22 protein-coding genes, 1 rRNA gene and 1 riboswitch are annotated in these 23010 nt (G+C 69.9%); of the genes, 8 read left to right on the forward strand and 15 right to left on the reverse strand.

Annotation, left to right across the window (positions count from 1 at the left end; all coding sequences use genetic code 11):
- Both BLT23_RS14595 and BLT23_RS14600 read right to left on the reverse strand, forming a co-directional pair.
- Positions 1-178 (reverse strand): 16S ribosomal RNA (locus BLT23_RS14595); the annotation flags it as partial.
- Between the two features lie 554 nt (positions 179-732).
- The gene (locus tag BLT23_RS14600; RefSeq protein ID WP_090049517.1) at positions 733-1167 is read right to left on the reverse strand and encodes an NUDIX hydrolase; all 435 of its coding nucleotides are present in this window, start codon (positions 1165-1167) and stop codon (positions 733-735) included.
- Between the two features lie 73 nt (positions 1168-1240).
- On the opposite strand from BLT23_RS14600, the gene BLT23_RS14605 reads away from it, so the two are divergent.
- Together BLT23_RS14605 and BLT23_RS14610 are read left to right on the forward strand one after the other, a co-directional pair.
- Positions 1241-2173: an SPFH domain-containing protein gene (locus BLT23_RS14605; RefSeq protein WP_090049518.1), complete on the forward strand. Its 933-nt coding sequence runs from the start codon at positions 1241-1243 to the stop codon at positions 2171-2173.
- On the forward strand, positions 2173-2394 hold the full coding sequence (locus tag BLT23_RS14610; RefSeq protein WP_090049520.1) for a type II toxin-antitoxin system antitoxin: 222 nt from the start codon (positions 2173-2175) through the stop codon (positions 2392-2394). The genes BLT23_RS14605 and BLT23_RS14610 overlap by 1 nt, the downstream gene beginning before the upstream one ends.
- Here the strand turns inward: BLT23_RS14610 and BLT23_RS14615 are convergent.
- Positions 2391-3131 (reverse strand): PIG-L deacetylase family protein, encoded by a 741-nt coding sequence (locus tag BLT23_RS14615; RefSeq protein ID WP_090049521.1) that lies wholly within the window; start codon positions 3129-3131, stop codon positions 2391-2393. The genes BLT23_RS14610 and BLT23_RS14615 overlap by 4 nt on opposite strands.
- 216 nt (positions 3132-3347) lie before the next feature.
- Here BLT23_RS14615 and rpsT point away from each other — a divergent pair, with 216 nt between their 5' ends.
- Together rpsT and BLT23_RS14625 are read left to right on the forward strand one after the other, a co-directional pair.
- Positions 3348-3614 carry a 30S ribosomal protein S20 gene (gene rpsT, locus BLT23_RS14620; protein ID WP_090049523.1) on the forward strand — a complete coding sequence of 89 codons (267 nt, stop codon included), beginning with the start codon at positions 3348-3350 and terminating at the stop codon, positions 3612-3614.
- 515 nt (positions 3615-4129) lie between these two features.
- On the forward strand, positions 4130-4930 hold the full coding sequence (locus BLT23_RS14625; protein WP_090049525.1) for a class I SAM-dependent methyltransferase: 801 nt from the start codon (positions 4130-4132) through the stop codon (positions 4928-4930).
- Here the strand turns inward: BLT23_RS14625 and holA are convergent, their stop codons facing one another.
- Positions 4931-5899, reverse strand: coding sequence for a DNA polymerase III subunit delta (gene holA / locus BLT23_RS14630; protein ID WP_245743961.1), 969 nt, complete (start codon positions 5897-5899; stop codon positions 4931-4933).
- Between the two features lie 87 nt (positions 5900-5986).
- A riboswitch (SAM riboswitch) is annotated at positions 5987-6117 on the forward strand.
- Between the two features lie 11 nt (positions 6118-6128).
- Here holA and thrC point away from each other — a divergent pair.
- Complete coding sequence (gene thrC / locus BLT23_RS14635; RefSeq protein ID WP_090049529.1) at positions 6129-7385, forward strand: threonine synthase; 1257 nt, start codon at positions 6129-6131, stop codon at positions 7383-7385.
- 161 nt (positions 7386-7546) lie between these two features.
- Here the strand turns inward: thrC and BLT23_RS14640 are convergent, their stop codons facing one another.
- From BLT23_RS14640 to BLT23_RS14685, 10 genes are all read right to left on the reverse strand, one after another.
- Positions 7547-10210 (reverse strand): DNA internalization-related competence protein ComEC/Rec2, encoded by a 2664-nt coding sequence (locus BLT23_RS14640; protein WP_090050303.1) that lies wholly within the window; start codon positions 10208-10210, stop codon positions 7547-7549.
- Between the two features lie 470 nt (positions 10211-10680).
- Positions 10681-11373: a ComEA family DNA-binding protein gene (locus BLT23_RS14645; RefSeq protein WP_090049531.1), complete on the reverse strand. Its 693-nt coding sequence runs from the start codon at positions 11371-11373 to the stop codon at positions 10681-10683.
- Positions 11374-11460: 87 nt separating this feature from the next.
- The gene (locus BLT23_RS14650; RefSeq protein ID WP_090050305.1) at positions 11461-12354 is read right to left on the reverse strand and encodes a DegV family protein; all 894 of its coding nucleotides are present in this window, start codon (positions 12352-12354) and stop codon (positions 11461-11463) included.
- 23 nt (positions 12355-12377) lie between these two features.
- The gene (octT, locus tag BLT23_RS14655) at positions 12378-13088 is read right to left on the reverse strand and encodes a diglucosylglycerate octanoyltransferase (protein WP_090049533.1); all 711 of its coding nucleotides are present in this window, start codon (positions 13086-13088) and stop codon (positions 12378-12380) included.
- Positions 13085-13690, reverse strand: a complete 606-nt coding sequence (locus BLT23_RS14660; RefSeq protein WP_090049535.1) for a histidine phosphatase family protein — start codon at positions 13688-13690, stop codon at positions 13085-13087. The genes octT and BLT23_RS14660 overlap by 4 nt, the downstream gene beginning before the upstream one ends.
- An 8-nt stretch (positions 13691-13698) precedes the next feature.
- A complete protein-coding gene (gene rsfS, locus BLT23_RS14665) occupies positions 13699-14082 on the reverse strand; it encodes a ribosome silencing factor (protein ID WP_090049537.1) in 384 nt (127 codons plus the stop codon).
- Between the two features lie 140 nt (positions 14083-14222).
- Complete coding sequence (cspE, locus tag BLT23_RS14670) at positions 14223-14426, reverse strand: transcription antiterminator/RNA stability regulator CspE (protein WP_053735596.1); 204 nt, start codon at positions 14424-14426, stop codon at positions 14223-14225.
- A gap of 85 nt (positions 14427-14511) precedes the next feature.
- A complete protein-coding gene (nadD, locus tag BLT23_RS14675; RefSeq protein ID WP_090049539.1) occupies positions 14512-15093 on the reverse strand; it encodes a nicotinate-nucleotide adenylyltransferase in 582 nt (193 codons plus the stop codon).
- 180 nt (positions 15094-15273) lie between these two features.
- A complete protein-coding gene (locus BLT23_RS14680; protein ID WP_245743962.1) occupies positions 15274-16236 on the reverse strand; it encodes a cytochrome P450 in 963 nt (320 codons plus the stop codon).
- A 223-nt stretch (positions 16237-16459) separates the two neighbouring features.
- Positions 16460-17725: a glutamate-5-semialdehyde dehydrogenase gene (locus BLT23_RS14685; RefSeq protein ID WP_090049543.1), complete on the reverse strand. Its 1266-nt coding sequence runs from the start codon at positions 17723-17725 to the stop codon at positions 16460-16462.
- 191 nt (positions 17726-17916) lie between these two features.
- On the opposite strand from BLT23_RS14685, the gene BLT23_RS14690 reads away from it, so the two are divergent.
- Both BLT23_RS14690 and BLT23_RS14695 read left to right on the forward strand, forming a co-directional pair.
- Positions 17917-20001 carry a RecQ family ATP-dependent DNA helicase gene (locus BLT23_RS14690; RefSeq protein WP_090049544.1) on the forward strand — a complete coding sequence of 695 codons (2085 nt, stop codon included), beginning with the start codon at positions 17917-17919 and terminating at the stop codon, positions 19999-20001.
- Between the two features lie 449 nt (positions 20002-20450).
- Positions 20451-21635 carry a cytochrome P450 gene (locus BLT23_RS14695; RefSeq protein ID WP_218133751.1) on the forward strand — a complete coding sequence of 395 codons (1185 nt, stop codon included), beginning with the start codon at positions 20451-20453 and terminating at the stop codon, positions 21633-21635.
- Here BLT23_RS14695 and BLT23_RS14700 read toward each other — a convergent pair.
- Entirely contained in the window at positions 21613-22017 is a 405-nt protein-coding gene (locus BLT23_RS14700) for an anthrone oxygenase family protein (protein WP_090049546.1), read from the reverse strand. The genes BLT23_RS14695 and BLT23_RS14700 overlap by 23 nt on opposite strands.
- Positions 22018-22099: 82 nt before the next feature.
- On the opposite strand from BLT23_RS14700, the gene BLT23_RS14705 reads away from it, so the two are divergent.
- Positions 22100-22999: an AraC family transcriptional regulator gene (locus BLT23_RS14705; protein ID WP_090049548.1), complete on the forward strand. Its 900-nt coding sequence runs from the start codon at positions 22100-22102 to the stop codon at positions 22997-22999.
- Positions 23000-23010 lie beyond the last annotated feature (11 nt).

The raw sequence follows: 23010 nt of genomic DNA on the forward strand, positions 1-23010 counted from the left end.
AGGTCGTATCCGGTATTAGACCTCGTTTCCAAGGCTTATCCCAGAGTACAGGGCAGGTTACCCACGTGTTACTCACCCGTTCGCCGCTCGTGTACCCCGAAGGGCCTTACCGCTCGACTTGCATGTGTTAAGCACGCCGCCAGCGTTCGTCCTGAGCCAGGATCAAACTCTCCAATAAGGACTGTGTTTGATCGCTCCAGACGGAATATGTCTGGCAATCTGGTATTACTACTCAAAGGAATACTCCTGACGAGGAGTATTCATATTACTGGCTGTGTTTCGGCACGCTGTTGAGTTCTCAAAGAACACGCGCTCACCGGATCCAATCTCCGTTTCCGGAGAGTTTCACTCGGGGCTGGTGTGTTTGAAGCTTATTTGGTCTTGCTCGCCGGTGTCAAATCGGCCTCTCAGAGGCTTTCTCTCTTCCGGTTTTGCCCCGCTCGTTCCGGTTTTGATTTCCGGCCCGTTCCGCGCTGGCAGAGAGAACATTACACGGGCCTGTTTCGATCTCCAAATCGGGGGGTCCCACCACCCGCCACAACGCGCTCACCAGGACAAACGCCCGATCGGGGCGCGGAGACGCTCCACATCGGCCCTCGCCGACGACCTCCGGAGGTCCGACGAACCCTGGTTGACGTTGCCCGCGAGGACGCGATCCGAGCTCGCAGTCGTTCAAACTGACAGCGAGCACGACACTGGCTCTTGTCCCCAACAGGTGTCGCGGGCGCGGAGCTACCGCAAGATGCCCTGCGGCGGGGAGTCCCGGTACAGGCCGAGGGCGGTGTCGAGCGCCGGCACCCGGTCGAGCCGGTCCACCTCCGTCAGCGGGAACCACTGGGCCAGGTCGGTGGTGCCGTCGACCTCGTACCGCAGCTCGCCGCCGACGATCCGCACCTCGTACATGATCCGGAGGGCGTGGTAGTCGCGGTCGGGGTCCTCGCGGAGCTCGGAATCGATGCCGAGCAACCTCAGCACCTCGACGTCGAAGCCGGTCTCCTCCTCGAACTCGCGGATGACGGCGTCGTACGGGTGCTCGCCGTGGTCGATGCCCCCGCCGGGGAGGATCCACCGCTTGCCGTTCGGGCCGAGCCAGCGGGCCAGCAGGATCTCGCCCTCGTCGTTGACGCACACCCCGTACGCCGCCACACGCTGCTTCTTCGCCCTCATGCGGCCCAGCGTAACTTGCGGTGATCATCAAAAAAGTGATATCACTTAGCTACTACTTCGCTAGGGGGTCTGGATGAACGCATCCGTCGAAACCACGGTCCACATGCCGGCACCGGTCGTCCGCGAGAAGCGAGCGCGCGACCTGCCCGGCCTGCCGATGTTCTTCGCTGGGTTGGCGGTGTTCGCAGTGAGCGTGTGGACGGTCATCGAGGGAATCAAGGCGATCGACCCGGAGGGCGCCGACCCGTCGCCCGGGCTGCTGATCGTCGGCGTGCTGCTGATGCTGCTGGGATCGCTGGTCCTCAAAGGGGTCTTCACCGTCGCGCCCGGCGAGGCGCGCGTGTTGCAGTTCCTCGGCCGGTACGTCGGCACGGTCCGCACGGACGGCCTGCGGTGGGCGAACCCGTTCACCACGCGGGAGAAGATCTCGACCAGGATCCGCAACCACGAGACGCAGACGCTGAAGGTCAACGACGCGGACGGCAACCCCATCGAGATCGCCGCCGTCGTCGTGTGGCAGGTCGAGGACACCGCGCGCGCCCGGTTCGAGGTGGACGACTTCGTGCGGTTCGTCGGCATCCAGACCGAGACCGCCGTGCGGCACATCGCCACGAGCTACCCGTACGACAACCACGACGAGGCCGGGCTGTCGCTGCGCGAGAACGCCGACGAGATCACCGAGACGCTCGCGATCGAGATCTCGGCGCGCGTGCAGTCGGCGGGCGTGAAGGTGATCGAGTCGCGGCTGACCCACCTCGCGTACGCGCCGGAGATCGCACACGCCATGCTTCAGAGGCAGCAGGCGGGCGCGGTCGTCGCGGCCCGCACCCGGATCGTGGAGGGAGCTGTCGGCATGGTCGAGCTCGCGTTGCAGCGGCTCGCCGACCAGCACGTCGTCGAACTCGACGAGGAACGGAAGGCGGCGATGGTGTCGAACCTGCTCGTCGTTCTGTGCGGTGACCGGTCCACGCAGCCCGTGGTGAACACCGGGTCGCTGTACACCTGATGGCCGACCGCAAGAGCGTTCTGCTCCGGCTCGACCCGGCCGTGCACGACGCGCTGAGCAGGTGGGCGAACGACGAGCTGCGCAGCACCAACGCGCAGATCGAGTTCCTGCTGCGGCGCGCGCTGGCCGACGCGGGTCGGCTGCCCGGCGAGGCGAAGAAGATGCCTCGCCGCGGCAGACCCCCGAAAAAGCCTCCCGACGAAGACGAGGAACCGGACTAGAAGTCCGGCGGTGCCTCGAGGTCATGGGCGCGGAAGAGCACGGCGTGCTCGACGCCCATGGCCTCGCCGCTCATCGCGAGGAACTTCGGGATGAAGTCGGCGGGAGCGGGATGCCCAGGAAGCGCCGCCAGGTACGCGCCGTGCGCCTCGAGCGAGGCGACACCGCGGCGCAACGGCTCACCGGACACGTCGACCCCGTGAGTCGCACCCTTCCCGCCGTGCCCCGGGGTGAGGTACCAGCGCGCGGAGTGCGGTTCGAGGCCCTCGTCGTCGATCTGCTCGGGGAAGACCCAGCGGTTGCCCGCGTCCCGCACCGCGTCCAGCGTCGCGAGCCCGGCCGCCCGGTGGTCGGCCTGGTCGAACCCGTAAGGCGTCTCGATCTCGAACGTGCCGCCGAACACCACGTCGGGCTTGAACCGCCGGATCTCCCGGCAGATGTCCCGCCGCAGGTCAAGGCCGTAGACGAGCACCCCGTCCGGGTGCTCGAGAATCGTCAGGTGCCGCACGCCGACCACGTCGCAGGCGGCCCGCTGCTCGGCGGCGCGCAGTCGCGCCGTCTCCTCCGGGTGGTTCGGCATCCCCGCCTCGCCACGGGTGAGCAGGAGGTAACCCACCTCGATGCCGCGCTCGGTCCAGCGGGCGACAGCCGAGGACGTGCCGTACTCCATGTCATCGGGGTGCGCGACGACGCAGAGCACTCGCCGGAAGGACTCCTCCGGAAGGGCTGGCAGTGTCATCGGCCCATGTTCCCGCTCCTGGAGGCCAGGTGCAGCCGAACCCGGGAAGTCCTACCCGCACGGACAGCGGATCCGCCCCATTTTCGATGCGCTGAGCTGGCCTGATATCCTTCCCCGTCGTGAATGCGCGGCACTCCGCCGTGGAGGAGAGCCAGCTCAGGCTGGTGCCGACGAAGCGCCTCACGAACCCGGTTTCGACAAGAAGGGTGATGTCGCATGGCGAACATCAAGTCCCAGCTCAAGCGGATCAAGACCAACGAGAAGGCGCGCCTGCGCAACAAGTCGGTCAAGTCGTCCCTGAAGACGGCCATCCGCAAGTTCCGCGAGGCTGCCGAGGCCGGTGACAAGGCGAAGGCCCTCGAGCTGCTGAAGGACGCGTCCCGCAAGCTCGACAAGGCCGCCACCAAGGGCGTCATCCACGCCAACCAGGCCGCCAACAAGAAGTCCGCGATGGCGCTGCGCGCGAACCAGCTCGAGGGCTGATCTCCGCTCGCAGAACACCGAGCTTCTCGAAGGGCCCGCTTCCACCGGAAGCGGGCCCTTTCGCGTCCGGTGGGAAGCAGTGCCCTTTCGCCTCGGGTGAGGCCGCGCTGAACGGCGGCAGTTGGACACAGCGGGCCGCGGGCTCAGCGGGCTGGCGCTATCGGCTCGGACTCACTCGGTCCATCGGTCCGACGCGGCCTCACCTGGCAGAGCGGACCTTCCAGCCCGGCTCCGCCTTGCTTGACACCGTCAGCGTCACATCTCCCGCTTTCTCGGACCACCGCCAGCCCCGCCGCCTCGCGAAACCGCCCCTGCTCACCCCACTCCCCCTGCTCACCCACTCCCCCTGTCCACCCCAACTCCGCCTGCACACCCCAACTCACCGCGGGATACGCCGCCAGCCCTCCCCTCCCGTGCCTCCGCGACACCTCTTCCACTTCGTCCGCTTCCGCCCGTGCCGGCTCTCCGAGGCGAGCCCTTTCGCGGGCGGCCCCGGACGCGGTAGGCGTAGACCCATGGAATGGCTGCCGCGCGTCGGCCTCTTCGAGCTCCACGACCTCGACCGCACCCCCGCCGTGTTGCGCACCCTGCACACCGAGTCCATCACCACGATCTACCGGCTGACAGACGCCGCACGCGAGTACTCCCGCCCCCTGGCCCTGGCCCTGCGCTCGGGTGCCGACCACCGGATCGTCGACCTGTGCGCGGGCTCCGGCGGACCGGTGCCACTCATCCAGCGCCGGCTGCACGCCGAAGGCGTCCACACCCAGGTGACGCTGACGGACCTGGTGCCCAACGTGCCCGCGTTCGAGCGCGTCGCCGCCGCGAACCGGCGGCGGCTGCCGTCGTGCTGCTCGGTCAGCCACATGCCCGGTCCGGTGGACGCCACGGACTGCCGGGTGGAGGGGACGCGCACGATCTACGGCGCCTTCCACCACTTCCCGCCGCCACTGGCCACGCGCATGCTGCAGAACGCCGTCGACACCCGGCAGCCCATCGTCGTGGTCGACACCAAGCGGTCGTTGGTCTACGTGCTGTTCTTCCCGTTCTTCCTCACGCTGGCGGTGCTGCTGGCGGCGCCGTTCCAGCGCAACCCGCTGCCGCGCTACCTGTTGCGGCTGGCGCTGACCTACCTCGTACCGGTGCTGCCGTTCATGATGTTCTTCGACAGCGTCGTGTCGTTCCTGCGCATGTACGGGCGCGCGGAACTACGCAGGATGGTCAACGGCCTGGACCGCACCGAGTCGTTCACGTGGACGATCGGCGTCGAGCCAGGCTTCACCGGCGCCCAGTACCTCGTCGGCGTCCCGAAGTGATCAGCGACGGCCGTGCGAGGAGACGATCTTGAGCACGGCGCGCTCCAGCGCGTAGTCGGCGTCGGCCGCCACGCCCTTCACGTCGGCGTTGAGGCCCGCGACCACCTGCATCGCGTCGGCGAGCCCCGACTGGTCCCAGCCGCGCGACTGCGCCTGCGCCTTCTTGATCTTCCAGGGTGGCATGCCGAGCGGTCCGGCCAGGCTGAACGGGTCGCCCCTGCCCACCGCGGACACGCGCGCGACCGTGCGCACGGCGTCCGCCAGCGCGTCCGCGACCAGCACGTGCGGCACACCGAGCTGCATGGCCCAGCGCAACGCCTCCATCGCGCCCGCTCGGTCCCCGGTGACGGCCTTCTCCGCGACCGCGAACCCGGTCACCTCGGCCTTGCCCTGGTGGTAGCGGCGGATCTCCTCGACCGTGACCTTGCCGTCGGTGTCCGACACGAGCTGCGACGCCGCCGCGGCCAGCTCGCGCAGGTTCGTGCCCACGGCGTCGATCAGCGTCGTGACGGCCTCCGGGTCGATCTTGCCGCCCGCCCGCCGCACCTCGTTGCGCACGAACGCCTCGCGCTCACCGGCCTTGGTGACCTTGGCGCACTCGGTGACGACGGCACCGGCCTTCTTCAGCTGACCGGGCAGGTCCTTGGCCGCCTTGCTGCGGCCACCGCCCGTGTGCACGACGACGAGCGTGACTCCGTCCGCCGGCGACTTGGCGTAGGAGAGCACCGTGTCGGCGATCTCCTTGCTGATGTCCTGCGCGTTCTGCAGGACGATCACCCTGCCCTCGGCGAACAGCGACGGGCTCACCAGTTCGGCGAGCTCCGGAGGCGTGAGTTCAGTCACCGGGACGCGGGTCAGGTCGGCGGTCGGATCGGCCTCGCGTGCTGCCTCTAGAGCCGCCCGAACAGCCCGTTCGACCAGCAGCTCCTCCTCGCCGACGACGAGGTGCAGTGACTCCGGTGCGCTCACGTTCCGCATCCTCCCACGTCCCGGATCGTGGACGATGCTGGCTGAGCGACGGGCGTTTGCCGTAGCTTGATGGCCACAACTGAACACCGCTCATCCAGAGGGGCAGAGGGACCGGCCCGAAGAAGCCCCGGCAACCGGCGTCAGCGCAGCGTCTTCACCGCGCGCGGACGATCACGGTGCCAATTCCGACCCGTTCGATTTCGCGGGAAAGATGAGGAGATACCTCGCGATGACTGCTGTCTCTGTGCCCACGAGCACCAAGTTCGACCTCGGCCCCGCCCGCGCGCTGCTGTGTCGGGAGTGCGGCAACGAAACCCCTCTCGCTCCCGAGTACGCCTGTCTCGAGTGTTTCGGGCCGCTGGAAGTGGCCTACGACTTCGGGAAGATCCGGCGCGAGGACATCGAAGCCGGCCCCAGGTCCATCTGGCGCTACCGCGGCCTCCTCCCCGTTCCGTCCACTGTGGAACAGCACCCGAACACCGACCCCGGCGGCACCCGCCTGGTCGAGGCGCACAACCTCGCCAAGGCACTGGGCGTCCGCAAGATCTGGGTGAAGGACGACACCGGCAACCCCACCCACTCGTTCAAGGACCGCGTGGTCGGCGTCGCCCTGGCCGCCGCCCGCGAGCTCGGCTTCAAGGTGCTGGCCTGCCCGTCGACCGGCAACCTGGCGAACGCCGTCGCCGCGGCCGCCGCCCGCGCGGGCTGGCAGTCGGTCGTCCTCGTCCCCTCCAACCTCGAGCGCGCCAAGATCCTCATGAGCGCCGTCTACGAAGGCGCCCTGATCGCGGTCGACGGCAACTACGACGACGTCAACCGCCTCGCCCAGGAACTCGCCGCGGAGAACGAGGACTGGGCGTTCGTCAACGTCAACGTCCGCCCGTACTACGCGGAAGGCTCGAAGACGCTCGGCTACGAGGTCGCCGAGCAGCTCGGCTGGCGCCTGCCCGACCAGATCGTGGTGCCCATCGCCTCCGGCTCGCAGCTCACCAAGGTCGACAAGGCGTTCCGCGAGCTCAGCGAACTCGACCTCGTCGAGGCCACGCCGTACAAGGTGTTCGGCGCGCAGGCCACCGGCTGCTCCCCGATCTCCGCCGCCTACAAGGCGGGCCACGACGTCATCCGCCCGGTCCGCCCGGACACCATCGCCCGCTCGCTGGCGATCGGCGCCCCCGCCGACGGCCCGTACGTGCTCGACGCGGTCCGCCGCACCAACGGCGCCATCGAGGACGTGACCGACGAAGAGGTCGTCGAGGGCATCAAGCTCCTCGCCCGCACTGAGGGCATCTTCGCCGAGACCGCCGGCGGCGTGACCGTGGCGACGGCGAAGAAGCTGATCGAGGCAGGACAGCTCGACCCGGACGCGGAGACCGTGCTGCTGATCACCGGCGACGGCCTGAAGACCCTCGACGCGCTCGGCGACACGATCGGCCCGCGCGCGACGGTCCCGCCGTCGGCCGAAGCCGTCATCAAGGCCCTGGGCTAAAAGCGTCTCGGCCTGAAAGCCAACGGGCTGCGAGCTTCCCGGCTGCGAGCTTCCGTGCTGGGCATCACCACCCTTCCGGCTCGGGAACGTGACCGCGTTCCCGAGCCGCGTCGTTCGTGCTCATCACCTGCACGGCTCCTCAGAACGCGATCGCGTCGGTTTCAACCCAGCCGGTGCGCGGAAACCGGCGCAGGCTCTCCACCACGTGCGGCCCGGCCGGCTCCACGTCCGCGCGCCATGCCGCAATCCGTTGCGGCCACGGGCTTTCGAGCTTCAACACGTTGTAGTAGTAGTCGTGCCAGTCGCGCGGAGCGATCCGCAGACCGTCGTCGAACACGTGCTCCGAGACGAGGTCGTACGCCTCCTCCGGCGTCTCCGCCTGCGTGGGCGGGAGCACGTGTGTCGCCGTCGCACGGTAGGTGAGTGCGCGTACGCCGTCGGCGACCGTTTCGCAGATGTAGAAACCGAAATCGGGCTTGAGCTCGTCGTGCGGCCACGGCGTGGCCGAGTAGTTCAGCTGCCACATCGCCCACCCGAACCCCGCGTTGGCGCCGGCGATCGGGTGGCGAGCGTTGTACAACCTGACCCAGACCATCTCTTCTCCTTCGTACGATTCGGTTTCCCGGCAACACCGCCAGGTCTCCGTCCTTGTCCGTGCGCAACACCAACGCGCCTCCCGACCGCAACACGTCGATCACGTGCGGGCTCGGGTGCCCGTACCTGTTGCCCTCGCCGACACTCACCAGCGCGACCCGCGGCCGCACGGCTTCGAGGAACGCCGGCAACGAGTACCGCGACCCGTGATGCGGCACCTTCAGCACCTCGGCACTGAGGTCCGGCTCCCCCAGCAACGCCGCCTGACCCGCCAGTTCGACGTCGCCGGTGAGCAACACCCGGCCGGCCCTCGTGTGCGCCTTCAGCACGAGCGAGTAGTCGTTCACCGTCGTGTTCCCGTCCTCGGCGACAGGCGGCCGCCGCGGACCCAGCACCTCTAGCTCGAGCCCAGGCAGGGCGTAGCGCTCCCCCGCCTTCGGCTCGATCACCCGCACCCCGTGGGCGCGGGCCTTTACGTTGACCTCCCTCCAAGCCCACTCGGGCTCCTTGAGCGGTCCGACCGCCACCGCCCCCACCGCACGCCCGGTGAGCACGGCGTCGAGTCCGCCCACGTGGTCCGCGTGCAGGTGCGTCAGCACGAGGAGCGGGATCTTCTTGATTCCCAACGTCTTCAGGCACCGGTCCACCGCACCGGGATCGGGCCCGGTGTCGACGAGAACCGCCCTGTCGGCGTCGTCGGTGGCGAGCACGAGCGCGTCGCCTTGCCCGACATCGCAGCTCAGGACCTTCCACCCTGCTGGTGGCCAGTCAGGAGCCACGACCTTCAACGGCACCAGCACCACGAAGCCGCCGACGAGAACCGCGACGATCAACGTGCGCGTCTTCTTGAGCCGCAACAACAACACCGTCACCGCCACGACCACCGTCAGCGCGACCGCCCCGGTCCAGCCCTTGGGCCAGCCGACCGCCGCACCGGGCACGGTCGCCGCCTGCCGGCCGACCTGGACCAGCCACGTCACGGCGGGCCCCGCGACGCGAACGAGCAGCTCCGCCGCTCCCGGCCACCACGGCGCGATGACCGCCGCCAGCACACCCAGAACCGTGGCAGGTGCGACCACCGGTCCCGCGACGAGGTTCGCCACCACCGACACGAGACTCACCTGACCGCTCAGTCCCGCCACGACCGGAGCGGTGACAAGGCTCGCCGCCGTCGGAACGACGACCGCCTCAGCCACCCCGTTCGGCACGCCGCGCTGCTTCAACGCCCGCGCCCACCTCGGCGCGAGCAGCACCAGCGCGGCCGTCGCGATCACCGACAACGCGAAGCCTGGATCGCCGCCAAGTGCGGGATCGACGACGACCAGGACAAGCACGGCGGCCGCGAGGCTGGGCACCGCGGAGCGTTCCCGCCCCAGCCCCAACGCCAGCAGTGCGACGGCACCCATGACGGCGGCTCGGAGGACGCTGGGTTCCGGGCCGGCCAGGAGCACGAAGCCCACCAGCGCCACCAGCGCGGCACCGGCCGCCTTGCGCGGGCCGAGCTTTCTGAGGAGCAGGTAGACCGCTCCGCAGACGATCGCCAGGTTCGCCCCGCTCACAGCGAGCAGGTGAGCCAAGCCCGCCGCACGGAACTCGTCGACGATGCGCGGCACCATCTGTTCGGTGTCGCCCACGACCAGCGCGGGGAGCAGACCGGCTTCTTCGTCGTCCAAGACCGCGCTGGCTTGCCGTAGACCGTCACGGTGGTCGTCCGCCCAGGTTTGCCAGGGTGGCGGGGGCCGCGGGTCGATCGGCGGGCCACGGACCCGCAGGAGAGCGGAGGCCAGGTCGCCGCCGCGGGGCGGCGCGAGCGTGCCTTTCGCCGTGACTCGTTGCCCCGGCAGGAGATCGCGCCACTTGTCCGCTGGTGCCAGCAGCACCAGTCGGGCGCCGTCGTCGGTGCTGGCCTTGATGATGACGTGGCCGACTCCTGCCCGCTGGCCGCCGAACCCGTCGGCGCGGATGCCCTTCGGTCTCGTGTCCAGCTCGACGGTCAGGGTGGTGCCGCGGCCTTCGTTCGCGGCCAGGCGGAGCGGGTGGGTCTCGGCTCTCAGGACGTTGCTGCCCACCCAGGCCGCGGCCACCGGGCCGGAGATCAGCAGGGCTATGGCGCAGGTCCTGGTCCACCAGGCTTTGCGCCAGGCCGCGAAGCCGACGGCTCCGGCTGCCAGGCCGGTGGCGACGGCCGACTGCCAGTTGAGGAAGAGCCCGGCCACGGCGGTGGCCCACATGGCTGCCGCGGCGGGGACCAGGCGGTAGTCGTGGGTCTGGGGGTGTTTGCGGGGCACCGGCTCCTCCTTTCGCTGAGAGGTCTGAGTTGGGAGAGGTCTGAGTCCAGGGAGGGGTTCGGGTGGCTGGGTTCGGGGAGGGTGGGTTCGGGAACGGTGAGTTCCGGGAGGGGCGGGTTCAGGGAAGGGCTGGAGCCAGCCGGAAGCCGGGATCCGGCGGGGCTCAGCGGGACCAGCTCAGCGGGACCACGGCTGGTGCAAGGTCGGAGTCAATGCAAGGCCGGGGTCGGTGGGAGTGGCAGGCAGATCGCGAGACGGCAGGGAGGCCGTGTCCGCTGCGGTGGGGCTTGCTGGGGTTTTCCGGGCGGCGGCGGAGTGGGCCCGACTTCGGTGCTGGAGCGGCAATCGGCGCGGAGCCGGAGTTCGGTGCGGGCGGCGGGCCGTGGGCGTGGGTGGCTCCGGTCGCGTGCCGGTCACGTGTGGACGAGTTCGGTGAGCTTGGCGAGTTTCGAGTCGCCTATGCCCTCGATGTCGCGGAGCTCGTCCACCGAGGCGAACGGGCCTTTGCGGGTGCGGTGGTCGACGATGCGCTGAGCTGTCACCGGGCCCACGCCGGGAAGTGTGTCGAGTTCGGTGGCGGTGGCGGTGTTCAGGTTCAGCTTGGGCGGAGGGCCGTTCGGGGCGTTGGCCGCTGCCGGCGGTGGGATGCCCACGGCGATCTGCTCGCCGTCGGTGAGTTTGCGGGCCAGGTTGAGGGCGTGGAGGTCCGTACCGGGCTTCGGGCCTCCTGCCAGGTGGAGGGCGTCGGCCACCCGTGCGCCGGAGGTGACCGTCACGAGGCCGGGGGTGGGCACCTCGCCGATGACGTTCACGATCAGCTCTTGGGCCGGGGCCGTGGTGCTGACCAGGGCCAGGGCGGGAGCCGGTTCGGCGGCGGGGCTCTGCCACCAGCTGCCCAGGCCGATCACCGTGCAGGCGACGGCCACGCCTGCGGCCAGCAGACCCTTGCGGGGCAGGCGAGGCAGGGTGAAGCGGCGGCGGGGTGTGCCGTGTTCGTCCGAGTCCTCCGAGCGTGCGAAGACCAGGGTCGGGTCGGCTCGCACCTTCTCGGCCAGTGCGGCCAGGCGTTCGCTCGGGCGGTCGTCCTGTTGAGGGCGGGGAAACATGCCGGCGACGTTACGGAGCCGGGCGGGTGGGGAGGTGGGGTCAACTGCCGAACTGTGGATTACTCACCGGTTGTGGACAAGTCGCGATCACTCGCCCTGCGGAGACCCGGAACTGTCGGGGGTGTGTGGGATGCTGTCGGGTCCTCCCGGCAGCACGACGACGCCCAGCACGCCGGGGCCCGTGTGGGCGCCGATGACCGCGCCGACCTCGGAGATCACGCAGCCCGTCGAGCCGGGGATGCGTTCGTCCAGGCGGGTCGCCAGCTCGGCGGCGCGTTCGGGGGCGGCCAGGTGGTGCACGGCGAGACCGACGGGGCCGTCGCCTGCCGCGGCCGCCGCGAGGTCGACCAGGCGGCCGACGGCGCGGCCCATCGTGCGCACCTTCTCCAGCGGCACGATCCGGCCGTCTTCCATGTGCAGCAACGGCTTCACGGCCAGCGCTGTCCCCACGAGTGCCGCCGCCGTGCCGATTCGGCCGCCGCGCCGCAGGTGGTCGAGCGTCTCCAGGCAAAAGAACATCCGGGTCTGCTGGGCCGTGGAGGTCGCGGCCTCCTCCACCTCGGCGTGCGAGTGCCCGGCGGCGACGGCCGCGCAGGCGCGCAGGACAGCGAACCCGAGCCCCATGCCCGTTGAGCGCGAGTCGACCACGCGGATGCGGGACGGATCGACCTCCTCGGCCGCCAGCCGTGCGGCCTCCCACGTCCCAGACAGCTCACGAGAGAGATGCACGGACACGATCGCGTCGGACGACGACAGCACGTCCCGGTACACGTCTGCCATCTCGCCGGGTGTGGGGCGCGACGTTGTCACCCTGCGGTGCTCCGCGAGGGCTCCGGCCAGCTCGGACGGGCCGAAGTCGACGCCGTCGAGGCGCCCGGCACCGTCCACCGCCACGTGCAACGGCACCACGGTGATCGAATGGCGCTTCGCGAACCCCTCAGGCAGGTATGCCGTGGAGTCGGTGACGATGGAGATGCGCACGAGCGACGAGCCTACGGTGCTCACTACTCGGGGGTGTTCAGCGCCACGGACGAGATGAGCGCGGCCATCGCCTTGCCCACGAGCTCGTGACCCTCCCAGCCCCAGTGCATACCGTCGGGGTTTCCCGCACCGGACCGCACGTGCTCACCGATGACCGCGGGCAGGTCGAGCAACGGCACTCCCGCACCTGCGGCCCATCCACGCACAGCAGACACCGCAGCTGCGTGCCCCTGATGCGCGAACGCGTAAGTCGGTGCCTTGTGCACGGACGGCACGATCCCGACCGCGGGCATCGTGTACTGGAGGTTGCGCACCGACTGGAGCATGTCCCGCAGGTACCGCGCCGTCAGCGCAGGCGGCAAAGACGCACGCGTATAGGGCGCCAACCGCGGTTGAAGGTCCTGATAGCGCGCACGGACCCACCGTCGCAACCAGTCCGGCCGCACGTAACGCAGCCCTTCGCGCAGATACGTGGGCAACGGCGACGGCAGCGTGTCCATGCTGCCCACGGCGAACACCAGCACGTCCGTCCGAGGCAGCAACGACCAGATCCGCGGGTCGCCGGTCAACGCCCACCAGGCGTCCCTGGCCGTCCACCCGAAACCGGCGGCCAGCTCCGCCGAACCGCCCAGCTCGGCGGCGCAGATGTTGTGCCACAGCCGCGGATGGTCGGCGGGCAGCGGTCCCGACGGCCCGAAGAACGACAGCGAGTCGCCGAGGACCAGCAGTCTCAACGCGTGGTGCCCGCGTTGTACGACGTCAGCCGCCACTGGTCGTCGCGGCGGGTGAACACCGTCCAGTGGCAGTTCGAGATGCCGCCGAGCTGCGACCAGTTCTGCACCGGCAGGCCGAGCAGCCGGCCGGTCAACGCGCTGATCAGGCCGCCGTGCGCGCACAGCAGCACGGTCGCGGAGAACTCCGCGTCCACCTCGTGCACGACCTGGATGGCACGCTCGGCGACGTCGACCCGCGACTCGCCGTCGGGCGGCGTGAACGTCGGGTCCGTGCGCCAGACCGAGACCGCGCCCGGCCACTCCCGCTCCACCTCGGCCACGTTCAGGCCCTGCCACTTGCCGAGGTGGGTCTCGCGCAGCCGCGCGTCGATCCGCAACGGCACGTCCGCCGACGACGTGAACACCTTCGCGGTCTCCCGCGCGCGTTGCAGGTCGGAGGCCACGACGACCTCCGGTTCGAAGCCGGCGAGCACCGGCACGGCGAACCGGGCCTGGTTCAGGCCGGTCTCGGTGAGAGCCGAGTCCAGATGGCCCTGCAGGCGGCCTGTCGCGTTGTAGTCGGTCTCACCGTGCCGCCACAGCACGAGCCGGCTCAGGGCCATCAGCTACCTCATTCAGCCGTGGACTCGGCGGGGACGTCCGCTTCGAACTCGATGCGCGGGCAGTCCTTCCACAGCCTCTCCAGGCCGTAGAAGCTGCGCTCCTCCGTGTGCTGCACGTGCACCACGACGTCCACGAAGTCCAGCAGGACCCAACGGCCCTCGCGGGTGCCTTCGCGGCGCACCGGCTTCGAGCCGGCTTCCCGCAGCTTTTCCTCGATGTTGTCGACGATCGCACCGACCTGCCGCTCGTTGGGAGCGGACGCGATCACGAAAACGTCCGTGATCACGAGCTGGTCGGAGACGTCGAGCACCGTCACGTCGTGCGCCTTCTTGTCGGCCGCTGCGTTCGCCGCGACCAGCGCCAGCCGTCGTGCCTCGTCGGTGGCTGCCACGTCACTCCTCTGACTTCCGGTGCGCGTCGATACGCCCACACGAGTTACTGAGGGTACCGGCGTGCGCCAAACCGCCTCGTCTCCCCCAGGCATGGCGAAGGCCACCTCAGCGCCCTGAGGTGGCCTTCGCCCGCCGAGAATCAGATCGGGCGGACCTGCTGGGCCTGCGGCCCCTTCTGGCCCTGTCCGACCTCGAACTCGACCTTCTGGTTCTCCTCGAGCGAGCGGAAACCCTTGGACTGGATCTCCGAGTAGTGCACGAAGACGTCAGCCGAGCCGTCGTCGGGGGCGATGAAGCCGAACCCCTTCTCGGCGTTGAACCACTTCACGGTGCCTGTAGCCAAAGTCTTGCCTTCCACGAACCAGCAACAACCCGCTGATTGTTGCTCCCCGGGCCTGAGGATGCACGTAAAATCCACTCGAAGGTGGTCACGACTCGGAGTACAGGCCCGTTTTGGCGATGTACTGGACCACTCCGTCCGGAACCAGGTACCACACCGGCTGGCCCGCCGCGGTCCGCGCGCGGCATCCGGTGGAGGAGATCGCCATGGCCGGGACCTCGACGAGCGTCACCGCTCCGGGAGGCAGGTGCCGGTCGTTCAGCGTGTAGCCCGGACGGGTGACGCCGATGAAATGTGCCAGCTCGAACGCGTCGGCGGCGCGCTTCCAGGACAGGATCTGTTCCAGCGCGTCGGCGCCCGTGATGAAGAAGAGCTCCGCGTCCGGGTACTGCTTCTTCAGGTCGGTGAGCGTGTCCACGGTGTAGGTGGGGCCGCCGCGGTCTATGTCCACGCGGCTGACCGAGAACCGGGGGTTGGAGGCCGTGGCGATGACCGTCATCAGGTAGCGGTCCTCGGCGGGCGAGACCTCCCGCGACGCCTTCTGCCACGGCTCACCTGTCGGCACGAAGATCACGCGGTCGAGGTCGAACCTGGCCTGCACCTCGCTGGCGGCCACGAGGTGGCCGTGGTGGATCGGGTCGAACGTGCCACCCATGACGCCGATGCGCATCGGACCAGCGTAGACCGGCGCCGGGCCGCTCCCGAGACCTGGCGCCGGTCGTACTGATCACACCGCACGGCCCAGGGGGAGGACGGGCCGTGCGGGGTCGCGGCCCACCCCGAAGCAGAGCCGCGCGGAGGAGGAACGCACTGCTCCGTTCCGCCTTACGCGGTTCCGCGAAGATTTTTCCTACCAGGCCACCACGAGCCTCACCGGCCCTCTGACGAGCGATCCCCGCCGGAACTCGACGGGTTCGGCGAGGCGGAGGCCCGGCATGCGGCGCAGCAGGGTGCCCAGCGCGACCTTCAGCTCCATCCGCGCCAGCTGCGAGCCCAGGCAGAAGTGGATGCCGTGACCGAACTGCAGGTGGCGGCCGGCGTCGCGGTCGACGTCCAGCTCGTCCGCGGCCGCGAACACCGTCGCGTCGTGGTTCGCCGACGAGACCACCACCAAGACGGCTTCGCCTGCCTTGACCAGCGCGTTCCCGACCTGGACGTCCTCGGTCGCGATGCGGGGGAAGCCCGCGCCGCTACCCAGCGGGACGTACCGCAGCAGCTCCTCGATGGCGTTCGGCAGCTTCTCCGGGTGCTCGCGCAGGTCCTTCAAGTCGTCCGGGTGCTCCAGCAGCGTCACGACACTGTTGGAGATCATGTTCGCCGTCGTCTCGTGCCCCGCGACGAGCAGCGTGATGCCGAAGTGGACGAGTTCTTCCTCGCTGAGCCGGTCTTCGTTGTCCCGTGCGGCTACAAGTGCGCCCATCAGGTCGTTCGTGGGATGTGCGCGGCGTCGGGCGACCAGTTCGGTGAAGTACGCGTGCAGCTTCGTCACGCCGTCCAGTGCTTCTTCCGGCGTGTGGCCGCCGACGGTCGCGAGCACCTGGTTGGACCACTTGCGGAACTCGTCGCGGTCCTCGAACGGCACCCCGAGCAGCTCGCAGATGACCGCGACCGGGAACGGCATGCTGAAGCCTTCGACCAGGTCACCGGGGTTGTCCAGGCGGTCGAGCAGGTCGTCGGTGATCTGCTGTGCCCGCGGCCTCAGCTCCTCGACGCGCCGGACCGTGAACGCCTTGGAGACCAGCCTGCGCATGCGGGCGTGGCTTTCGCCGTCGTGCGTGAGGATGGAGCCGCCCGGTGCGATGAGCGGCTGCATCCTCGGCACGTCTTGACCGACGGTTCTCGCGCGACTGAACCGCGGGTCGCCGAGTACGAACTTCGTCTCTTCGTATGTCGTGACGAGCCACCCCTCGCCGCCGTAGGGGAACGTCACGCGCGAGACAGGTTCCTCGCGCCGTAAGTGTTCGTACGTCGGGTCAAGGGTGAGACCGACAGTTTCGGAGAACGGGTACGTGGGAGCCACATACCCGAACGTAGAGCTACGCCTTCGGCCGCGTGTGGCCTTCGCCCCACACGACCCATTTGGACGAAGTCAGCTCGGACAGGCCCATCGGACCACGTGCGTGCAGCTTCTGCGTCGAGATGCCGATCTCGGCGCCCATGCCGAACTCCGCGCCGTCCGTGAAGGCCGTGGACGCGTTGACGAACACCGCTGCCGCGTCCACACGTGCCGTGAACGTGCGTGCGGCCGCGACGTCGTTCGTCACGATGGCCTCGCTGTGACCCGAGCCGTAGGTGGCGATGTGCTTCACGGCGTCTTCGAGGGAGTCGACGACCTTCGCGGCGATGTCGAGGCTCAGGTACTCGGTGCCCCAGTCGTCGTCGGTCGCGCCGACGACATCCGCCTGCTGCGCGAACTGCTCGTCGCCGTGGATCGTGACGTTCTCCTGCTGCAACGCCTTGGTGATGCGCGGGACGAACTCCTGCGCGACGTCCTTGTGCACCAGGACGGACTCCGCCGCGTTGCACACGCTCGGACGCCGCGTCTTGGCGTTGAGGACGATCGACTCGGCCATGTCGAGATCGGCGTTCGCGTCCACGTAGACGTGGCAGTTGCCCACGCCGGTCTCGATGGTGGGAACCGTCGCCTGCTCGACCACGGCGTTGATCAGACCGGCGCCGCCGCGCGGGATGACCAGGTCGACGAGGCCGCGGGCGGTGATGAGGTGCGTGACGGACGCCCGGTCGTGGCACGGCAGCAGCTGCACGCAGTCGGCGGGCAAGTTCACGCCTTCGAGCGCGTCGCGCAGGACGGCGACGAGCGTGGTGTTGGAGTGCTCGGCGGTCGAGGAGCCCCGCAGCAGCGCGGCGTTGCCCGACTTCAGCGCGAGGCCGGCGGCGTCGACCGTGACGTTCGGGCGGGCCTCGTAGACCATGCCGACGACGCCCATCGGGACGCGGACCTGCTTGAGCTCGAGACCGTTCGGCAGGACTCCGCCGCTGAGGACCTGGCCGATCGGGTCGGGCAGGCCGGCGACCGTCTCCAGGCCGGTGGCGACGCCGTCGATGCGGGACTCGTTCAGCGCGAGCCGGTCGAGGATGCCGTCCGGGAGCCCTGCGGCCCTGCCCGCTTCGAGGTCCTTCTGGTTCGCCTCGATGATCTCCGGGGCGCGGCGGCGGAGGGCGGCGGCCATCTCGTGCAGCGCGGTGTCCTTGCGCTCACGGGTGGCGAGGACTAGTTCGTCGGCGGCGACACGGGCGCGGCGGGCGGCCGCATGCACCTGGTCTCGCAGGTCATCAGTCACGGCAGACAGCTTACGACCTGCGGCTCAGCCCCCGGGAACGGTATTTCGCACTGCGGGATGGCAGCCGTCCGACGGGCCGCGCCGCCGCGTCTTACGTCCTGCGAAGCTCGGTTCGGCTGACAGCGAACTCACCGCCGCTGCGGAGCGGCGGCCGTCAAACACTGTCAGACCTCCCTGGCAAGCTGCTCTCCATGGACGACATCGCGCTGCGAGATCTGGCGGAAGAACGGCTTCGGGCACTGGCGGGCCCGGAGGCGGTGCTGCGCGAGGACCAGTGGACGGCGATCCACACGCTCGTGGCCCAGCGCCGCAGGGCTCTGGTCGTCCAGCGGACCGGCTGGGGCAAGTCGGCCGTGTACTTCATCGCCACGGCGTTGCTGCGGCAGCTCGGCGAGGGGCCCACGGTCATCGTGTCGCCGTTGCTCGCGTTGATGCGCAACCAGATCGACGCCGCGGCACGAGCGGGTGTGCACGCGGTGACGATCAACTCGGCGAACACCGACGAGTGGGACGCCGTGCAGGAGCAGGTCGCGGCGGGCGAGGTCGACGTGCTGCTGGTGAGTCCCGAGCGGTTGAACAACCCGGACTTCCGGGACGCGGTGCTGCCGTCGCTGACGGCGTCGGCGGGCATGCTCGTCGTCGACGAGGCGCACTGCATCTCGGACTGGGGGCACGACTTCCGGCCCGACTACCGCAGGCTGCGGACGTTGCTGACGGAGCTGCCGGTGGGCGTGCCGGTGCTCGCGACGACGGCGACGGCCAACGACCGGGTGGTGCACGACGTCACCGAGCAGCTCGGGCTCGGTGCCGAGGAGGGCACGCTGGTGCTGCGCGGGCCGCTCGACCGCGACAGCCTGCGCTTGTCGGTGGCGGTGCTGCCGACGGCGGAGGCGCGGCTCGGGTGGCTGGCCGAGCAGCTCGACCGGCTGCCGGGGTCGGGGATCATCTACACGCTCACGGTCGCGGCGGCGGACGACATCGCGGCGTTCCTGGCCTCGCGCGGCTTCGCGGTGGCCGCGTACTCGGGCAAGACCGAGCCCGCCGAGCGGGAGCGGGCAGAGGAAGACCTACTGAACAACCGGGTGAAGGCGCTCGTCGCCACGTCGGCGCTGGGCATGGGGTTCGACAAGCCGGACCTGGGGTTCGTCGTGCACGTCGGCGCGCCGTCCTCGCCGATCGCGTACTACCAGCAGATCGGGCGTGCGGGCCGCGGTGTCGAGCGGGCCGAGGTGGTGCTGCTGCCGGGGCACGAGGACCGGGACATCTGGGCCTACTTCGCGTCGCTCGCCTTCCCGGCGGAGGCAGTGGTGCGGCAGGTGCTGGCCGCACTCGACGGGGCGGGGCGCCCGTTGTCGACGGCAGCGCTGGAACCGATGGTGGAGCTGTCCCGCGGGCGGCTCGAAGTCGTGTTGAAGGTGCTGGACGTTGACGGCGCGGTGCGGCGGGTGCGGGGCGGCTGGGAGTCGACCGGGCGGCCCTGGGAGTACGACGGCGAGCGGTACGCGCGCATCGCGCAGGCCCGCAAGGCCGAGCAGCAGGTGATGATCAAGTACCTGCGGACCTCCGAGTGCCGGATGAAGTTCCTCCAGGACCAGCTCGACGACCCGAGCTCGCACGAGTGCGGGCGGTGCGACAACTGCACGGGCGAACGGGTGTCGGTGGAGGTGTCCGAGGTCGCGGCGGAGGCGGCGCGCGAACGGCTGCTGCGTCCCGGTGTCGACGTGGCGCCGCGCAAGATGTGGCCGACAGGCATGGCCGCGATCGGGGTGCCGTTGTCGGGCAAGATCGGTGCGGGTGAGGTGGCGGCGACCGGGCGGGCGCTGGGCAGGCTCACCGACATCGGCTGGGGCAACCGCTTGCGCGATCTGCTCGGGGACGCGCCGGACCGGGAGATCCCGGACGACGTGTTCGCGGCGTGCGTGAAGGTGCTGTCGGCGTGGGGCTGGGACGAACGGCCGGTCGGCGTGGTGACGGTCGGCTCCCGGCGGCGTCCCGCGCTGGTGGGCAGCTTCGGGCAGAAGATCGCGGCGATCGGACGGCTGCCGCTGCTCGGCCAGGTCTGGCTCGGCGAGTCGACGCACCGGGCCAACTCCGCGCAGCGGCTGGCGGGGCTGGTGCGGTCGGGCGAGGTGCCGGACCTGTCCGGAGTGGACGGTCCGGTGCTGCTGGTGGACGACCACGTCGACACCGGCTGGACCATGACGGTGGCGGCACGGATGCTGAGGAAGGAGGGGGTGCCCGCGGTGCTGCCGTTCGCTCTCGCCGTGACGAACTGAGGACTGCCCGGCAAGGGTGAGGCTCGGCTCCGGGGTGGCCCGGCTCGGTGCAGGGCGGCTCGGTGCAGGGCGGCTCGGGTGCGGCCCGTCCTGGGCCTGGGTGGTCCCGCAGCAGCCCGGTCGGGCCGCAGCCCGGTGGGGCGGGGCCTGGCGGCACGGCCCTGGTGCGAACGGTCCCGACCCGGCCTGGTGTGGGTGGACCTGCCCAGCTCTGATGCGGCCCGAACTCGGCGGCCTGACGCGGTGCGGTTTCGGCGCAGCACGGTTCCGGCGCAGCACGGTTCCGGCGCAGCACGGTTCCGGCGCAGCACGGTTCCGGCGCGGTGCCGGCCAGACGCGGGCCGGATCGGACACGGCGCGAGGCGTGACGTCGCGGGCTTCGGCGCGGCACGGCCTCGGCGGCACGCGGTTCTGGTGTGGTCCTGGGCCGGTGTGCCACTGTCGTCGCCATGACTCCGGACGTCGTGCGGTTCCGGCAGGCCGACCTCCTCGCCGGGCTGTACCGGCGGTTCGGGCCGGTGGTGCGGGTGGAGCCGTACACCTACCTGCTCGGGCCGGAGGCGAACCGGTTCCTGTTCGCGCACGCCGAGCTGTTCGAGGTGGAGCGGGCGTTCCAGTCGCTCGTTCCGGTGGACGGGCCGACGTCGTTGATCGTCAGCGACGGCGAGAACCACAGGCGGCGGCGCCGGGTTGTCCAGCCCGCGTTGGCGCATCGGCAGATCGCGAGCTACGTGCCGGTCATGGAGGCCAACGCGGAGGCGACGCTCGACGCGTGGCGGCCAGGGCAGGAGGTCGACGCTTACCAGGAGTTCCGCAGGGCGATCCGGCGCAGCACGATCCACGCGTTGTTCGGCGAGGACCTGGCGCGGGACGCGGACTTCTTCGGCGCGCACCTGCAGGTGCTGATCAACCTGATCGACAGCAACCCCGCGATGATCACGTTGCTGCGGCGCACGAAGGCACCGGCCTGGCGTGACGCGATGAGGGCTCGCAGGGCCGTGGACGCGCGGGTGTACAAGGCGATCGAGGAGACGCGGCAGGGCAGGTCGGCTGGTGACGTGCTCGCCTCTCTCGTGCGGGGCAACGAGCTGAGCGATCTTGAGGTGCGCGACCAGGTGGTCACGTTGATCGCGGCCGGGTACGAGACGACGAGTGCGGCGATGGCGTGGACGGTGTTCACTCTGTTGCGGCACAACGGTGTCTGGGAGCGTGCGCAGGAGGACGACGACTATCTGGCCTGTGTCGTCAACGAGACACTGCGGCTCTACCCGCCTGCCGTGGTCTCGGCGCGGGTGGCGGCGCAGCCGTTAGAGTTCGCCGGGAAGAAGGTCAAGGCGGGCGCGTTCCTGTTGTACAGCCCGTACGTCACCCACCGGCTGGCCGAGGTGTGGCCTGACCCGCTGCGGTTCGACCCCGGCCGGTGGGAGCGCAAGCCCGCGCCGCACGAGTTCCTGCCGTTCGGTGGCGGCCCGCACCGCTGCATCGGCGCCGGGCTGGCCACGACCGAGCTGACCGTGATGGCGAAAGCGTTGCTGCGCAGGCCGAAACCGGAGCTGCTCCCCCAGCGCGTCACGCCGACCGGGCTGGCCGCGATGCGGCCCAGGCGCGGCCTCAGAATCCGAGCAGCAGGCTGACCGTTGACGCGAGGCAGGCGAGCCCGCGCAGGTGGTTCCACCGCGTCCACGTGCGCAGGTACTCGGGCCAGCAGTCGGTGCGTTCGAGGCGGTTGTTCAGCGGCACGTTGACGACCATCGTCAACACGAACGCGCCGGCGAGGTACAGCAGGCCGCCCACGGCACGGCCGGTGAAGACCTCGACCCCGCAGAGCACGGCGGTGCCGAGGAAGACCAGCAGGAACAACGGGTTCTGGATGCGCGCGTTGATCCGGTGCATGGCCGCGCGGCCGTGCTTGGGCGGCAGGTCCGCGAGGCCCGGCATGACGGCGACGGAGAAGGCGAAGAACAGGCCCGTCATCAGGCCCGTGGCGGTGGCTGCGATCAACGTCGTCGTCCCCATGACACCTACTCTGACCGCGCCAGGCAGGACTCTCAATGCCAGTTCATCGCGGAGACTTGCTCGTTCGTCCAAAATCACGGGTATGACGGACGCACTGGGAGAGGCGCTGCACCTGTTGCGGATGTCCGGCACCTTCTACTGCCGCACTGAACTGGGCGAGCCGTGGGGTCTGACGATGCCGGACATGGCGGACTGCCTGTGGTTCCACGTCCTCACGAGCGGCCGGTGCGAGGTCGAGGTCGACGGCGGGCTTACCGCGCTCGCGCCTGGCGACGTGCTGCTCGTGCCCGGTGGCCAGGGACATCGGCTCTTCGGCGGTGACGCGGACGCCCCGCTGGTCACGACTCTGCCGCACACGTTCGAGACCGAGAGCTACGCGGTCCTCCGCCACGGCGGCGAAGGCGCGGCGACGCATCTCGTGTGCGGCGCGGTCCGGTTCGACGACCCCGCCGCGAAGCATCTCGTCGCCATGCTGCCGAACGTCCTGCACGTGCGGCAGGCCGACGACATGCGCGCCACGATCGCGCTGATGGCCGCCGAGGCGAAAGCGGTGCGCCCTGGCGGGGAGGCGGTCGTCACGCGGCTCGCGGACGTGCTGGTGGTCCAGACGATCCGCTCGTGGCTCGCGACGGACCCGGCGGCGCGCACCGGGTGGCTGGGCGCGTTGCAGGACCGGCAGATCGGGCAGGCGCTGGCGTCGATCCACCGTGATCCGGCGCGGCCGTGGACCGTTGAACGGCTCGCGAACGAGAGCGCGATGTCCCGGTCTGCGTTCGCGGCCCGGTTCGCCGATCTCGTCGGCGAACCGGCCATGCGCTACGTCACGCGGTGGCGGATGCACGTGGCGATGCACCGCCTGCGCAGCCGCGACAGCACGGTCAGCGAGATCGCCCACGGCCTCGGCTACGAGTCGGAGGCCGCGTTCAGCCGAGCCTTCAAGAGGATCGTCGGGGTCTCCCCCGGCCAGGTCCGAACCGGCTGAGCCCCTCCACG

Origin of the sequence: Lentzea fradiae (assembly GCF_900100955.1) — a bacterium.
Lineage (GTDB): Bacteria > Actinomycetota > Actinomycetes > Mycobacteriales > Pseudonocardiaceae > Lentzea > Lentzea fradiae.